This window comes from Mucilaginibacter frigoritolerans (assembly GCF_007830615.1).
GTDB lineage: Bacteria > Bacteroidota > Bacteroidia > Sphingobacteriales > Sphingobacteriaceae > Mucilaginibacter > Mucilaginibacter frigoritolerans.
The window spans coordinates 115,995-131,173 of record NZ_VLLI01000004.1; the positions used below are offsets into that span (position 1 = coordinate 115,995).

The following is a 15,179-nucleotide window of genomic DNA, read 5'->3' on the forward strand; positions in this document are numbered from 1 at the left end:
ACCTTAATATTTAAATAAATGAATGAATCTACCGAATTAGTAATCGAGATATTACAAGGCCTAGGCGTTGATCCCGCATACCGTAACAGCAGTTTAAACTTACTTGAAAAAGGCGAATCACGCTATTTACGTGACTTAAAACTTAATTTTACCAGCACACTTACTTCTGAGCATTTAAGTACAAAAGAATGTGCATTGCTTGGCTTATCAACTGCCATCAATAATAACAATACCATTTTAACGGACTATTTTACCCGTTATGCTGAAGAGCAGGGTGCTACTGCCGCTGAAACAGGCGAAGCTGCTGGTTGTGCCTCATTGCTGGCATCAAACAATGTGTTTTATCGTTTCCGTCACTTTACCCAAAAGGAAAAGTACACGCAAATACCTGCACGTATCCGCATGCAGTTAATGATGAAACCGGTAACGGGTAAAGAATTTTTTGAATTGATGAGTTTGGCCATTTCAGCAGTAAACGGCTGTGAAATGTGTGTAAACGCTCACGAAGATTCCTTAATTAAATTAGGAACTACCGAAGAACGTATTTTTGATGCAGTAAGAATTGCATCATTGGTAACCTCTTTTGGTAAAGTGATATTCTAAATTTAAATTTAATCTGTGATGGATGATCATTCATCACAGATTAAATATTATTCGCTTAAAAATCTTTTCATCGCCATAATATACCCAGGCGAAGTTCTTTGTGAAAAGATAAAAAACTATCGCATCATCAAAACCGGTACGTTTATAGCAATTGCCCTGTTAGCCTTATTGGTTTTATATTAACTTTGCAGTTCAAAAATTACCGCGTAATAAATGATTAACGGCACCCTAAATAAATCATCACAATCAGGCAAGATCGTTTTTTATTTTCTGCTGTTTTGGACGTTGTTAAACGTTATACAAGCATCTACTTTAGAATTACAGGGCGATGAAGCTTATTACTGGCTTTACTCAAGATACCTGGATTGGGGGTATTTTGATCATCCTCCAATGGTGGCCATCTTTATCCGTATTGGCGATAGTATAATGCACAATGAGTTTGGCTTAAGGATGCTTACCGTTTTAGCCAGCTCTGTTTCCATCTACTTGTTATGGCTTATCTTAAAGAAGTATGCGATTGATGCGGTTGCTTTTGTGTTGGTAATATCCGGCATTTTTATATTTCATATTTATGGATTCACTACCACGCCAGATGCTCCTCTTTTCTTTTTTACCGTATTGTTTTATTTCTTTTACCAGCAATATATTGAAAAAGATAAGCTATGGCTGGCATTGGTATTAGCAATTGTAATAGCAGGCTTATTATACAGCAAATACAATGGCGTATTGGTTATTGGCTTTACCTTATTGGCTAATTGGAAATTGTTAAAGCGATGGTCGTTTTGGTTAATAGTGGTATTGGCTGTTGGTTTGTATGTGCCACATATTATTTGGCAGGCGCAGCATGGTTATCCATCTGTAAATTATCACCTGTTTGAGCGCTCGGCAGATCATTACAGTTTTTTAAATACTTTTTCTTATATCCCTGGCCAATTGTTAATGGCTGGTCCGCTTATAGGGTGGTTTTTGTTTTGTAAGGCTTTTACCGTACGCATAAAGGATGCTTTTATCAGGTGCCTGCTGGTAAATTGTATAGGTACTTTTACCTTCTTTTTAATTAGCAGTGCCAGGGGCGAAGTACAGCCACAATGGACATTTATTCTTTTTGCACCTTTAGTGATGCTGGTGCTCATTCATTTTAAACAGCGGGGCGGCAGGCCAAAATGGTTAATGCCGCTTGCCATAGTAAATCTAAGCATCATTATAATTGTAAGGGTTATTATTATTGCTGGTTTTGGTTTTGCTAAAACCTACGGACATTTAAAAAGCTATTATGGATTTAAAGAATGGGCAAACGTGGTAAAGCAAAAGGCTGGTGACTCGTATGTAATAATGATGGAAGGGTTTCAAAATCCATCAAAATATGATTACTATACCAACAGCCTGAAGTGTTTTGCTTATGATACACGCTATTATCGCCTAACCCAGTTTGACATATGGCCAATGGAAGATAGTCTGCAGCATAAGCGGGCATATTACCTGACTTATTATCCAATAAAAGGACTTTCGACAGATACCATTAAATTACCTGCCGGGACATGGTATGGGGCTTGGGTTAATGATGTGCGTACCTATCAAAAAGTGAAGATTGAAACATCTTTATATAAGATAAATGCGTCAACAAAACAAAAGATTGTTTTTGATTTGAAAATAATCAACCCATATGCTTACTCCATTAATTTTGCTAATGACCCGTCACAGCATCAGGTTGTTATGGAGTCTTGTTTGTTTAAAGGAGATACTTTGGTTGATGTACAAAGAGCATCTGATAGCTTTAATAGTATTAAATTACAACCTGGCGACAGTACACATTATTCTTTCACCTTAACTTCGCCGTTGAAGAAAGGTGTTTTTGACCTCATTTTTTCAATTCGGACTGATCCCTTTCTGGGTAGTAAAAACAGCAGGATAATTAAATTGACAGTTAATTAAGAAGAAGATATAAAATGAAAAACCCTCGTTAAAGTGCATTTATAAATGGGCTTTAATGAGGGTTTCTTATTGTGATAAGCTTGTATGCTTAATCTGGATCTTTGAATCTGGCAATTATTTTTCTGCCGATATCATATACAATCTTGAAGCCGGGTTCGCTGTCAGTTAAACGCGCCGGCGATTGGTACAATGCTAAAAAGAACTGACCCTTTAAATGCTTGCCTACAAAAGCGGTATACATAAAATCAGCACGGTTGAAAATGGATTTTGTGTAAAAAGGATCGGCATAAGTTAAATCACTTGGGGTGCCTTTATAAAACTGATCATCCAAAGAGAAGCGTTTGTAGCCGATATAAACATTAGCAACAAATCCGCGGGAAAATTCGAACTGATACTGTGAACGCACTCGATGCCCTGTAAACTGGGCGCCTGCTTCAAATCGTAAGGAGTCAAATATGGTTTTGTGGCTATAATCTAAACCTAAACGAAGCTGGCCGCCTCCGCTATCCTGTATATCAGCTGCGGTGTCGCTTTTTGAACCCGCATTGTGCTCAAATAAGAAAGCATGCGAAATATAAAATGCATGGCCCGGATTTGGTATATAGGTGCCCAACTCTCCAGCCATAAACTGATTTCTGTTTGTTGCTGTTTGGCGGCTTACCCAATCAATAAACCCGGTTTCTACACCGTGTATGCCTTTATGGCTCAATAACAAACCTTCCACATTAGGACGGTAATATTGGGCAGAGTCTATATTGTATAATCCGCGTGGTAATTGAAGTAAGCTATCGCGTGGAAATTCACCAGCATTAAACAACCAGTTTTTATTTTTAAAACTATAGTAAGCAACCGGATTGACTTGCACAAAATAAGGAACACCTCCAAATTCATGCAGTGCATTTGTACCAACTACAAAGTGGTTTAAACTGTCAACATTGTAGCCAATGTCTATGGCTGTACGTGTGCCGGAGTTGGTTTTGCGTATAGGAATTAAAGCGTCGTATTCATGGTCATCTAAAAAAGCCAAACCATTAAAGTGAATATCAAGTGTGCTTTGTTTTACCACACCTGTAGTTCCGGATTTTGCTGTTTTTGAGGTATCAGTCTTATTTGTTACTTGCGTATTGGCTGAAGGTCCCTGCGCAAAGGAGGCAGAAACCACAAATAAAGAAGCAATAACAATAGCGTAAATCTTTTTAATCATATAGAGGCATTTGGGCGGTAAAATTACAACTATTAGCCGAAAAGCCTAATGTCATTGTTCTGTTATCCGTCACAAATGCATCATAATATGATGGTTTTAGCATACTTATAGGGCGAACTGCTTGTCAGGCCGCCCTATAAATTAACTCAAAATCTTGAAATATCCCCACTGCCTGTTTTTGAACTGGAAACATTATGTGCAGCACCGGTATAGTGAATATCGCCGGAACCATGGAGTGCCGCATCAATTTTATCACTCGCGTTAACTTCTGCATCTCCTGATCCTGAAAGACGAACTGCGGTACTTACGGTAAGCAGTTTAGCCGCAGTATAATCACCCGAGCCCACTAAATCTACCGTTGAACTTTCAGCACGGCCTGATAAAGTCATATCGCCCGAACCTGTAATGCTGCTTTCCAGCATTTTTACATCAATCTTTCCGCTCATATCACCCGAGCCGCTGATCTTCAATTTTAAGGAATTTGCCGCAAGGCCATCTTTAAAAGCAACATCCCCTGAACCAGATATATAAACGCTGTTGATGTTTTTTACGGTAACGTATATAATTATTTTTTTATGATGGCCCCACCAATCGCCCCAGTTCCAATTATCATGTTTGTTATAAATTTTTAAAACGCCATTATTTACTTCTGTTAAAATGTGATCCATTACTTCTGCCGGTGCATCTATATTTACCGATTCAGCACCTGTTTGGGCAATTTTTACATCAAACGAACCGGCAACGTTTACTGCGTTGAAACCTGAAAGATGACGGTCGACAATTTCATTAACATGAACTTTAACAGTTGGAGTTGGGATAGCATAGCTATAAACGCTGCCTGCTAAAATAGCCACAGCCAGTAGGATTTTACTCATTGATTTCATAATGTATCAGTTTTGAAAATAAGACGTGTTGAAAATTAATAAGGTTGCAGCCAATCAAAAAATAATGATGACTGGCGAAAACAACAAAGCCTGATGAATTTAGTATTCACCCGGCTTTGCCAGATTGAGTCCTTATGCAGTTGATTAGTCTATAAGCACCCCTATGTAATAATCAAAGGTATCCACTTCAATATTATCTTTGGTTGCATCTGCAATTTCAACTGGTTTAAAATCAGTTGTTGGGGTGATGAATTGATAATCACCACCTTTTATCCGAACTCTAACAGGCATATTAAAGCCTTTTGCATCGGCTATCCAGCGGCAATATAATTTGCCCCTCATATACATGAAGTTAAGAATTGGGATGTTTTTATAATGCAGGTACTGATCAAAAACAGGACTGAGATCTTTCCCCGCCTGTTCATTGATGTAGTTTACAACCTGATCATAAGTAACCGTTTGGTGATAAAAAGTTTTGTTTAAACCGCGTAATATGCTGCGCCATTTTTCATCGTCGTTAATAATGGTACGTATCATATTCAGCATGTTACCGCCTTTATAATACATATCACCCGATCCTTCTTTGTTTACATTGTAAGGGCCAATTATAGGGCGGTCATTTTGAATAGCCATCCTGGTGCCATGTACATATTCCTGTCCGGCCTGTTTGCCGTAACGTTGTTCAATAAACAGCGATTCTGAGTAATTGGTAAAGCTTTCATGAATCCACATATCGGCAAGGTCTTTGGAGGTAATGTTATTGCCAAACCACTCGTGCCCGCTTTCATGCACGATGATAAAATCCCACTTCAAGCCCCATCCCGTACCTGAAAGATCGCGACCAAGGTACCCGTTTTTGTAATGGTTTCCATAAGCTGTTCCGCTTTGGTGTTCCATTCCAAGGTGTGGTGTTTCTATCAGTTTATAGCCATCTTCATAAAAAGGATAAGGGCCAAACCAATGTTCAAAAGCTTTGATCATATCCTTTACATTTTCGCCAAATTGTTTTTTGGCTTTGTCAAGGTTATAAGTAAGTACCCAGTAATCAAGGCTCAGATTTCCCTTTTCGCCGGCGTAAGTATCACTAAAATGAGTGTATTTGCCAATATTGGCTTCAATATCATAGTTGTTAATAGGGTTTGCAACAAACCAATCGTACCGGGTATAGCCATTTTTAAGGTCAGTAACCTTACGCAGACGGCCGTTTGATACATCCTGCAGGCCAGTAGGTACGCTAATGCTGATCAGTGCGCTGTCCACTTCATCATATTGATGATCTTTATTGGGCCACCATATACTGGCGCCCACGCCCTGGCAGGCAGTAGCTACCCATGGATTACCCACAGAATCTTTGGTAAAAACCACTCCACCATCCCATGGTGCACGTTTAGCTATGGTTGGATTACCTGAGTAGTAAACTTTAAACTCATCCTTGCTATCCTTTTTTATAGTTTTAGGAAAGGTTATAAAAACGGCATTGTACTCGCGGGTATAAGGCAGCTCTTGGCCTTTATAAACTACTTTTTCAACCTTTAGGTTAGCAAAAAGGTCAAATTGAAGTTTGGTGAAATCTTGCGTGGCGGTAAATTTAAAAAGGTTGCTGCCGCTGATGAATTTCTGATCAATATCAAACTTAACATCAAGGTGATAGTAGTCAATATCGTAACAGGTACGTAATGGTGTTAAGTTTCCGCGCAATGAATCGGCGCGGGTAAATTTTTCTTTTGGAACACCTAATTGCGCCTTTGCACTAAAGGTAATTAGTGCAAGGGCGCAAATTAATAAGTTGTTTATTTTCATTTTCAATTTTTGATCTGTGTAATTTAACAATATGCAAGCTGTTTTTATTGCAATACTGTAACTTTTACACTCGATTTATTTGCGGTATCATGATAAATCCTGATGGTTGCCTTTTGGAAGTCTGAATCTTTAGCTTGGTTGATGTCTTCAAATTGCTGCGGATTGCGGTCAACCAAGGGGAACCAGGTATTTTGAACCTGAATCATAATGCGGTGACCTTTTCTGAAAGTATGTGCTACATCTGGAAGGTTATATTTTACCTCGGTTACTTTACCTGGTACAAATGGTTCAGGTTTTTCAAATGAGTTACGGAACTTGCCTCTGAAAACCTCCCCACGAACCAGCATCTGGTAACCAGCTAAAGTTACGTTTTTAGGGTTTGGAACCGGATTAGGGTAGTTATCAGGGAAAACGTCAATTATTTTCACAACATAATCTGCATCTGTACCTGTTGTTGAGGTTAACAAGTCGGCAATTACCGGACCGGTTAGGGTGATATCTTCATTTAAGGCATCAGTTTGATAAACTTTTACGTCTGGTCTGCGGCTTGCAAAACGCTGGTCATCAAGCATATACTCTCTTGTTCGGCGTGATTGGATCCCATCCTGATAAGGTACGGGTGAACTTGGATCACTTACGTATTCGTCAAAGCTATCGGTAGCACTAGGCTCATCAAATGATAATTTGCCGTTCGGTTGAAAATAAAGTGTTTTTTCAACGGTATTTTTTGGCGGCCATTCGCTGAATTTTTTCCATTCGTTGCTTCCGCTGATGAAGATAGTTGCTTTTGGCAAATCTAATTCTCCTTCACCTTTGAGGTAATATTTGAAGAAAGGAAGCTCTACGTTTTCTTCAAACCAGGCACTGGTTTTTGAACCAAAGTCCTGATCGCCAAAAAACTGACCATCGCCACGCTCCCAGCCGCCATGGAACCAAGGGCCCATAACCAGCATGTTTTTGTGTGTAGCCGGGTTTTGTTCTTCCAGTGCCTTAAATACGTGTAACGCACCAAAGCAATCTTCGGCATCAAAAAAACCGCCCACAGTCATAGTTGCAGGGGTAATGTTTTTTAAATGCGGACGGATGTTCATATCCTGCCAAAAGCTGTCGTAGTTTGGATGTGCCATCATGTTGTCCCAAAACTTAACAGAATCACCGAAGTAATATTTTTTAAAGTTTGGCAGCGCACCTAATTCCAGGTAAAATTTATAGTTGTCGGCTTCTTTGTATTTAATCGCAGTTTTAAATTCTGCAGGGGTAATAGGTTTTGGTCTTGGTACGCCAAAGCTGGTAATAAATGCAAAAGCATCCATCTGGAACAAAGCACCATTGTGGTGAAAGTCATCACCAATAAACCAATCGGTAACCGGTGCCTGCGGCGATACTGCTTTTAATGCAGGGTGTGCATTTGGTAATGATGCAGTAGAGTAAAAGCCAGGATATGAAATGCCTTCAATACCTACTTTGCCATTATTGTTGGGGATGTTTTTTACCAGCCAGTCAATAGTGTCATAAGTGTCAGAGCTTTCGTCAACATCTTTTTTGCTTTTTTTATTGTCGATATCGGGGCGTACATCTACATAATCACCTTCGCTCATCCATTTACCGCGTACATCCTGGTAAACAAAAATAAAGCCTTCTCTTTCCAGAAACTTGTTTTGACCCAACGATCTTTTATAAGCATTTGCACCATAGGGAGCCACTGTATACGGCGTACGCGTCATCAACATTGGGTATTTTTTTGATTGATCCTTCGGCATGTAAATGGATGTGAAAAGACGTTTACCATCGCGCATGGTAATGTACGTTTCCATCTTGGTGTAATGATCCCTTACATAGGAAGTGTCTTCGGCTGCGGGCGCCTGGGCGAAGGTAATGGAATACCACAACACCAGCCCGGTTAAGAGTAGTAATTTTTTCATAATGAATTGGTCAGTTAATAGCTAATTAGAGGCCTAATTTAGTAAGTTAATCGTTTATTGATGTATTGGTGATAATACTGTTACAAAGCACTAAGAAAGAAATGCTTAAAAAAAACGATTTTGTTTCTTTACAATGTTAATTTTAATAAATTTAACATCGTTATAAACCAAGTGTTCATCAGAGGAGTTACCGGAAAATAATTAATGGGATATTTTATGTAGCCCAATTAATTCTATAACGGCACTTTGAATAATTTAAACCAATTATAAATGCCCCATATACCATTAGATGAGAATCTGCCCGGTATCACCGGTTTGCTGAGTTACCGGCAGGATACTGCTTTGCCTATCAGGCAGCTTACGCAAATATTGTTACGCGGCGAATCAACCTTAACCGAAGGTGAAAGGGAATTGATTGCCACTGTTACCTCACAGGGTAACCAATGCAGGTTTTGTACTGCGGCCCATACCGCAGTTGCCGATGTACTTTTAGGCGAACGGGAGACAGCTGAAATGGTAAAAAACAATCCCGAACATGCACCGGTAAGCGCTAAGATGAAGCAATTGCTTGAGATAGCCCGGCGCACCCAGGCCGATGCACGAACTGTAAGCCTTGAACTGGTGGAAAAAGCCCGCGCCGCAGGTGCAACTGATTTGGAAATTCATGATACGGTATTGATAGCCGCCCTGTTTTGCCTATATAATAAGTATGTTGATGGTTTGGCCACCGTTACTCCAACAGATCCGGCTTTTTATGACCGGTTAGCCAATATTTTAAAAACCAGTGGCTATATGCCCTCGCCTAACCGCTATGCAAGCCTGAACGAAACCAAATGAAAAAGCGAAACAGATCAATAATTTTTTGGATAGGGGTAATTTTACTGGTAGTACCTGGATTAATTCATGCTTACCTGCTAATGCCGTTTCCTGGTAGCCAGGAACTCAATGCCATAACCGTATCTTATTACCTGGAAAAAATAGTAATGCCCTTACGGCTGATAGGTGCCATATTTATTTTGTGGTACCTGTTTAAAGGTTTTGCCAGAAATTCAACCTCGGGTAAATTGGTTAAAGGAACAGTGCTGGTACTATGCCTGGTTAGTTTTTACTTTACCGACGTAATGTTTAAAGCCGAAAGCATGTTTGAAGAGCCGCAAACTATCAAATTTGCCAATGCAATCCACAACAAAGTGCCCGAAAGCTTTATAATTATAGGTGTGGTTAATAATGGTGTGGCCAAAGCCTATCCGCTGGTGTATTTGGGCTATCATCATAAAGTGCAGGACAATGTGGGCAACGAGCCTGTATTGGTTACCTATTGCACCATGTGCCGTACAGGCAGGGTTTATAGTCCGATTGTAAACGGCAAAAGACAAAATTTCAGGCTGGTGGGTGCAAGGCATTATAATGCTATTATTGAGGATCAGGATACCAAAACATGGTGGTACCAGGCGACTGGAAACGCCGCCGTAGGAAAATTAAAGGGCAATCATTTGCAGGAACTGCCCTATGAACAATCAACCCTTAGCGCTTGGCTGGAAAAACACCCTGGCTCGCTTATCCTGCAGCCTGATGAACATTACCTGAATGACTATAACGACTTAAAAAACTACGATCGATTGCAGGCGGTTGATCGGGATAGCACCATCAAAAATAAGGACACCCTGATTAGAAAAAGCTGGGTATTAGGAGTGATTGTTAACGGGCAGCCAAAGGCTTATGATTGGCGCAAACTGTTTAAAAAACGTTTTATTAATGACCAGGTAAACAAAAGACCCTTGCTGGTTGCCATTGAAGATGATAGCCTAACCTACCATGCCTTTAACAGTACAGTAAATGGTAAAGCATTGCATTTTAAATTGGATACTGCTGGAATGCTTACTGACCAGGAAACTGCATCCATTTGGGATTGGGACGGATTGGCAACCTCAGGTTATTTAAAGGGCTGCAAGCTGGACAAGATTCAAGCCTATCAAGAATACTGGCACTCCTGGAAACACTTTCATCCGAATACGCTGTTTTTAAAAGAATAAACAGGTGTTCAAAGATGAACCCGTGGGAAAGTATCTTGTCAGTACTTATTAGATTATTTGGTAAGTGTGGTTTCGTAAATTACAGTGCCGTCAACGTTAATTACGCTTGCATGGAACCTGTTCGGATCAACCGAAAAATACATAAACCCATGTTCCGAAGCCTGGAATTTGCTGTAATCAATCCCTGCTGTTACATGCGTAAGCTCTGATCCGGCACCCGAAATAAACTGGTGGGTATAGCCTGCGGGCTTTAAATGCTGAAGGGAATGATCATGTCCGGACAGGTAAACATCCACTTTATGTTTTTCAAAAACATCAGTCATGGCTTTTCGCATGGTTAACGTATCATAATTGGTAATACGCGGGCCCACGGTATAATAAGGATGATGGCCAACCACAATTTTCCATTTTACATCAGCCGATGCATTGGCAAGCGTGTGGTTTATCCATTCCATCTGTTTCTCCACATAATCTTTCTTGGTTTCAAAAAGAAAGGGATCGGTATCTATCATCACAAATAATGCTTTGGCATCTTTTGCCAAATTCACCTCTTTGGTATAATAAAGGGCAGGCATATTCCACCTGCGGCTTACTTTGCTGTAGCGCACCTGTGCTTCTGGATCCGATCCATAGTCATGGTTTCCCAAAACCGGGTACCAATCGCACTGTAAAGAATGTGCAGTGTAAATATTTTCGAACGAATAGTGCCACAAAGGATCATTCTCACTTACTACGCCCAATGGATAAAAGTTGTCACCAACAGATATTACAAAGTTATTGGGATGTGTGGCTGCCCATAAACCCATTTGTTTGGCTACCTCTGTCTGGTCGTATTCGCCATTACGACCCCAGTCGCCAACTGCCAAAAAGTTTAAAGGGAAATCATTGGCTAATGCCGCTCTTGGAGATACATCTTCACTATTTAAATGAGTAACAGGAGTTTCGGCAAGACCGCTCAATGGATTAATTAACGATGCCCCTATGGCGGTTAAGGTAGTATTGATAACAAAATCTCTGCGTTTCATATTGATAAACGATTAAATAATAAAGATGAAAATCTGTAGCAGGCAGCAGCCGCCAAATTATCGATAATAAAAATTACTGGCTGATAAGGAATGTTTAAATAATTGTAAACAAATGCCTTGATGGAGTAGAAATTATAGTTGCAAAGTAAATTAGAAGAGGTGCACGTGTACGAAAAGAAAGGCTGCATACAATTTACTGTAAAATGCATATTTTTAAACAATGACTTTTGAGTTCACCGTTCAGCCTTCTTTTAATTTTGTAAAAAGCTTTGGCGAAAAGTTTAATATCCCTGTTTTTAAAAACAGTTTACAAATTCCTGCCAACCTGGGTGAGGGGCGCATTAAATGGGTGGATGTAGAGCCCGGCTTTAAATTTGTGCTGCATCATTATACCCTTAAACAGGACTTCCATTTAAAACGAATAGCGCCAGATGCAGAACCCAATGATTTAATTTCCATTGTATTCAATAGCAATGAAATACCAGCAGGCTTTACAGCCGATAGGGAAGATGCCATTCAGTTTTTAAAAAATAATGGTTCATCTATTCAGATAGCTTCTACCTCATTATCCACTGAAACTTTTTTCCCGGCTAATAGCGAAGTATATTTTTGTGTAATTGGCATTAAACGCCAGGTATTGTCTGCCTTGCTTCGTATTGAAAACGTGAACGGCCCTTTAGCAACTATTCTCAACAGTAACACCCTGTTTTTTTATCACGAAAAAATGAACCCCGAAGTACAACGGGTGCTGAAGCAGATTTCTGAAATTAATGATCAGAGTAAACTGAGCGATTTATACTACAGTATAAAAACGCACGAAATGATTTATCTTTTGTTTGATAAGTTGCTGAGCAGGGCCGATGAAAAACAAAGCCCCGTTAATAAGGCTGATATAGATAAATTGTATGTGATCAGAACTGCGCTGCTTGCAGACCTGAGCGTGCCACCACAGCTGGCTTCCCTGGCAAAAATGGCCGGGATGAGCGAAACCAAAATGAAGCAATTATTTAAACAAACTTTCGGCGATACTATTTACAACTATTATCAGAATGAAAGGATGCAGGAGGCTGGCTTTTTGTTGAAACATGCAGGCTATTCGGTATCAGAAGCAGGCTATAGGCTTGGCTTTTCAAACCTGAGCCATTTTTCAAGGCTTTTCGAAAAATTTTACGGCATCACCCCCAAAAAATACTCCCTCGCCGGATAGGACTATTTTGTAGTCTTTAAGCGTTATTTTAACCTGCCAGGCCGGGCTACATTTGTTCTGTCAATACAAAACAAATGACAGCAACAAAATGAAAACGATTTTAACAGCATACAGCAAAAAAGGGTTCAACTTAAAGAACCATATGGTAATGGCGCCGATGACCAGGAGTCGCGCCATCGATAATATCCCTAATGATTTGATGGCAACCTATTATGGACAACGCGCCGGGGCAGGCCTGATCATCACTGAAGGAACCGCACCTGCACCCGAAGGTTTAGGTTATCCCCGCATTCCGGGTATTTATAATGAGGCACAAATTAATGGCTGGAAAAAAGTAACCAGCAGTGTACATCAGTATGGCAGTAAAATTTTTCTGCAGTTGATGCATACCGGCCGAATAGGTCATATAGATAATTTGCCCGAAGGGGCAACACTGGTAGGGGTATCTAATATTAAAGCTGCGGGACAAATTTATACCGATACCGCAGGTATGCAAGATCACTCCGAACCAGTAGCTTTAACCACCACAGGTATAAAAGCTATTATTGAAGGCTACGTCTCAGCATCCAAAAACGCAATAGAAGCAGGTTTTGATGGTGTGGAACTGCACGCTGCAAATGGTTATTTGCTTGAACAATTTTTAAATCCCAATGTTAATAACCGTAACGATGAATATGGCGGAAGCATAGCAAATAGGGCGAGATTAACTATTGAAATTGCAGAAAAGGTGGCTGCAACTATCGGTAAAGAAAAAGTGGGTATCCGTTTTTCTCCTTTCTCAACCCTGGGCGATTTACAAGCCTATAATGGAGACGAAGTACACGAAACATATACTTACCTTGCAAAGGCAATGAATGAGTTAGATATCCGGTATATTCATATTTCTGCCAACCCGACTATCCCTCAAAAAACTTTTAATGCTATCCGCTCTGCTTTTTCAAATACCATTATTTTATGTAACGGGTTCACCGCCGAAACAGCCGAAGATCAATTACAAAAAGGCTTTGCCGATTTAATTGCATTTGGAAGAAGTTTTTTAGCTACTCCCGATTTTGTAACCCGTATTGAAAAAGGGATGGAGCTAAATCAGTTGGATTTTGCTACCCTGTATACCCCGGGCGAAAAAGGGTATATCGATTATCCTGTACTTTAAAAATACTTATACCATATCTGTTTAATAATTAACACTAAAATTTTTTGTTATGATAAACAACATTATAACCGTAGATGAAAACCAGGGACAAAGTCTCTCTGTAGTAGGCGACTCTTATCGGATCATTGTTTCTGGTAAACAAACCGAAGGTGCTTATGCCGTAATAGATATGCTTGTTCCACCGGGCGGCGGTCCGGGACCTCACTCGCATACTGACATCAGTGAACTGTTTTATGTAGTAGATGGTGAAGTTGAGTTTAAGACCGAAGCAGGCAAATATGCTGCAAAAAAAGGCTCTTTTGTAAATATTCCCACAGGAGGAGAAGTACATTGTTTTAAAAATACAGGCAATGAAATGGCTCATTTGTTATGTACCGTTATTCCAGCAGGGCTCGATGCATTTTTTGAAGAAATAGGCACACCCGTTGAGGCCGGCACATTTTTACCACCGCCAGTAATGAATGAAGAAGAGTTAACCCGGTTACGGGCTATTGCAGAAAAATATAGGCAAAAACTTTACCCGCCTGATTTTTTAGGTTAAAAATAAAACCAGGTCATTGCAAATGGATCGCAATGACCTGATTTGTTGTTTGCTCTATCAGCAGTTTTTCAGAGGTCCATCCGGCAAGTTGCCTTCGGGGTTTATCTTATGGTGAATTTTTTTTAAAATGCGACCGAGGTTCTGTTCAATTTCATGTTCACTCAAGTTGTTGTCAAAGTCAATCTTGTCCCACGTGGCAAAAACGTTCTTAAGCGAATTTTTTAACGTTTCGTTTTCAGCCAAAAGTTTATTTAACTCATTTATTTCATCGTCAGTAGCCTCGCCGGCCAATTTTTTAGCCGCCAGGTTAATGATATAGGCATCAGCTTCCATAGGCAGTAAGGTATACTGTAAGTTTAGTATACATTAGATGCTTTTTTGGAAAAATAAGTTGCAGATAATGTGAAAATTATTGAAAATATTCCAATAAAAAACCCTACCGGGAGGTAAGGTTCTTTTATTTATTAGCAGAAAAGCTGCTTTTTTACTGGACGCGTTTTAAAGTTGTATGCATTTTCATGCCATCATAATCTATATCTAATCCAGCTGTGTCGGCAGTAGCATAATATTTTCCTGTATGTTTTACATCGGTACCATTAACAGAAACACTAAAGCTAAAATCGGTACCGTTGGTTTTGCCGTCGGTAATGCCAATTTCACCCTGTGGTGATATTACTGTTCCGGTCAATTTACCGCTATCGGCCTTCAATACATAAGTAAGCGGAAATTCATTGCCATCAGCTGTTTTTACTGAGCCTGTCCATTTTCCGGATAGGCTTGCCGCTATTGCAAAGCAAACTACGAAGCAGCAAAGCAGCACTGTTGTTGTAAGGAGTTTCTTTTTCATGATTGAGTTTTTTACTAATAAGATTTAA

The 15,179-nt window shown here is 39.8% G+C and carries 15 protein-coding genes; 8 read left to right on the plus strand and 7 right to left on the minus strand.

Annotated features, from left to right (window positions below; all coding sequences use genetic code 11):
• Positions 1-18 precede the first annotated feature (18 nt).
• Genes JN11_RS08130 through JN11_RS08135 form a run of 3 tightly spaced genes read left to right on the plus strand, consistent with a single transcriptional unit; the run spans position 19 to position 2,535 of the window.
• Positions 19-603 (plus strand): carboxymuconolactone decarboxylase family protein, encoded by a 585-nt coding sequence (locus JN11_RS08130; protein ID WP_144911498.1) that lies wholly within the window; start codon positions 19-21, stop codon positions 601-603.
• Between the two features lie 18 nt (positions 604-621).
• The gene (locus JN11_RS24410; RefSeq protein WP_170227717.1) at positions 622-786 is read left to right on the plus strand and encodes a hypothetical protein; all 165 of its coding nucleotides are present in this window, start codon (positions 622-624) and stop codon (positions 784-786) included.
• A gap of 30 nt (positions 787-816) precedes the next feature.
• Positions 817-2,535, plus strand: a complete 1,719-nt coding sequence (locus tag JN11_RS08135) for an ArnT family glycosyltransferase (protein ID WP_144911500.1) — start codon at positions 817-819, stop codon at positions 2,533-2,535.
• A gap of 88 nt (positions 2,536-2,623) precedes the next feature.
• Here JN11_RS08135 and JN11_RS08140 read toward each other — a convergent pair whose 3' ends face one another.
• The 4 genes from JN11_RS08140 to JN11_RS08155 all read right to left on the minus strand — a co-directional run bounded on the left by JN11_RS08140 (position 2,624) and on the right by JN11_RS08155 (position 8,345).
• Complete coding sequence (locus tag JN11_RS08140; RefSeq protein ID WP_144911502.1) at positions 2,624-3,739, minus strand: hypothetical protein; 1,116 nt, start codon at positions 3,737-3,739, stop codon at positions 2,624-2,626.
• Positions 3,740-3,885: 146 nt separating this feature from the next.
• Positions 3,886-4,614 carry a head GIN domain-containing protein gene (locus JN11_RS08145; RefSeq protein WP_246138963.1) on the minus strand — a complete coding sequence of 243 codons (729 nt, stop codon included), beginning with the start codon at positions 4,612-4,614 and terminating at the stop codon, positions 3,886-3,888.
• A 153-nt stretch (positions 4,615-4,767) separates the two neighbouring features.
• Positions 4,768-6,423, minus strand: a complete 1,656-nt coding sequence (locus tag JN11_RS08150; protein WP_144911505.1) for a M1 family metallopeptidase — start codon at positions 6,421-6,423, stop codon at positions 4,768-4,770.
• 44 nt (positions 6,424-6,467) lie between these two features.
• A complete protein-coding gene (locus JN11_RS08155; protein WP_144911507.1) occupies positions 6,468-8,345 on the minus strand; it encodes a CocE/NonD family hydrolase in 1,878 nt (625 codons plus the stop codon).
• Positions 8,346-8,615: 270 nt separating this feature from the next.
• Between JN11_RS08155 and JN11_RS08160 the strand changes: the two genes are divergently transcribed.
• Both JN11_RS08160 and JN11_RS08165 read left to right on the plus strand, forming a co-directional pair.
• Complete coding sequence (locus tag JN11_RS08160) at positions 8,616-9,182, plus strand: carboxymuconolactone decarboxylase family protein (RefSeq protein WP_144911509.1); 567 nt, start codon at positions 8,616-8,618, stop codon at positions 9,180-9,182.
• Positions 9,179-10,378 carry a DUF3179 domain-containing (seleno)protein gene (locus JN11_RS08165; protein WP_144911511.1) on the plus strand — a complete coding sequence of 400 codons (1,200 nt, stop codon included), beginning with the start codon at positions 9,179-9,181 and terminating at the stop codon, positions 10,376-10,378. The genes JN11_RS08160 and JN11_RS08165 overlap by 4 nt, the downstream gene beginning before the upstream one ends.
• Positions 10,379-10,431: 53 nt before the next feature.
• Here JN11_RS08165 and JN11_RS08170 read toward each other — a convergent pair whose 3' ends face one another.
• A complete protein-coding gene (locus JN11_RS08170) occupies positions 10,432-11,403 on the minus strand; it encodes a metallophosphoesterase (RefSeq protein WP_144911513.1) in 972 nt (323 codons plus the stop codon).
• Between the two features lie 220 nt (positions 11,404-11,623).
• Here JN11_RS08170 and JN11_RS08175 point away from each other — a divergent pair, with 220 nt between their 5' ends.
• The 3 genes from JN11_RS08175 (at position 11,624) to JN11_RS08185 (ending at position 14,304) form a co-directional block, all read left to right on the plus strand.
• Entirely contained in the window at positions 11,624-12,610 is a 987-nt protein-coding gene (locus JN11_RS08175) for a helix-turn-helix transcriptional regulator (protein WP_144911515.1), read from the plus strand.
• 88 nt (positions 12,611-12,698) lie between these two features.
• Positions 12,699-13,763 (plus strand): alkene reductase, encoded by a 1,065-nt coding sequence (locus tag JN11_RS08180; protein WP_144911517.1) that lies wholly within the window; start codon positions 12,699-12,701, stop codon positions 13,761-13,763.
• Between the two features lie 49 nt (positions 13,764-13,812).
• Entirely contained in the window at positions 13,813-14,304 is a 492-nt protein-coding gene (locus JN11_RS08185) for a cupin domain-containing protein (protein WP_144911519.1), read from the plus strand.
• Between the two features lie 57 nt (positions 14,305-14,361).
• On the opposite strand, the gene JN11_RS08190 is transcribed toward JN11_RS08185, so the two are convergent.
• Together JN11_RS08190 and JN11_RS08195 are read right to left on the minus strand one after the other, a co-directional pair.
• The gene (locus JN11_RS08190; protein ID WP_144911521.1) at positions 14,362-14,637 is read right to left on the minus strand and encodes a hypothetical protein; all 276 of its coding nucleotides are present in this window, start codon (positions 14,635-14,637) and stop codon (positions 14,362-14,364) included.
• A 151-nt stretch (positions 14,638-14,788) separates the two neighbouring features.
• Positions 14,789-15,151, minus strand: a complete 363-nt coding sequence (locus tag JN11_RS08195; protein ID WP_144911523.1) for a glycoside hydrolase — start codon at positions 15,149-15,151, stop codon at positions 14,789-14,791.
• Between the last annotated feature and the right edge of the window lie 28 nt (positions 15,152-15,179).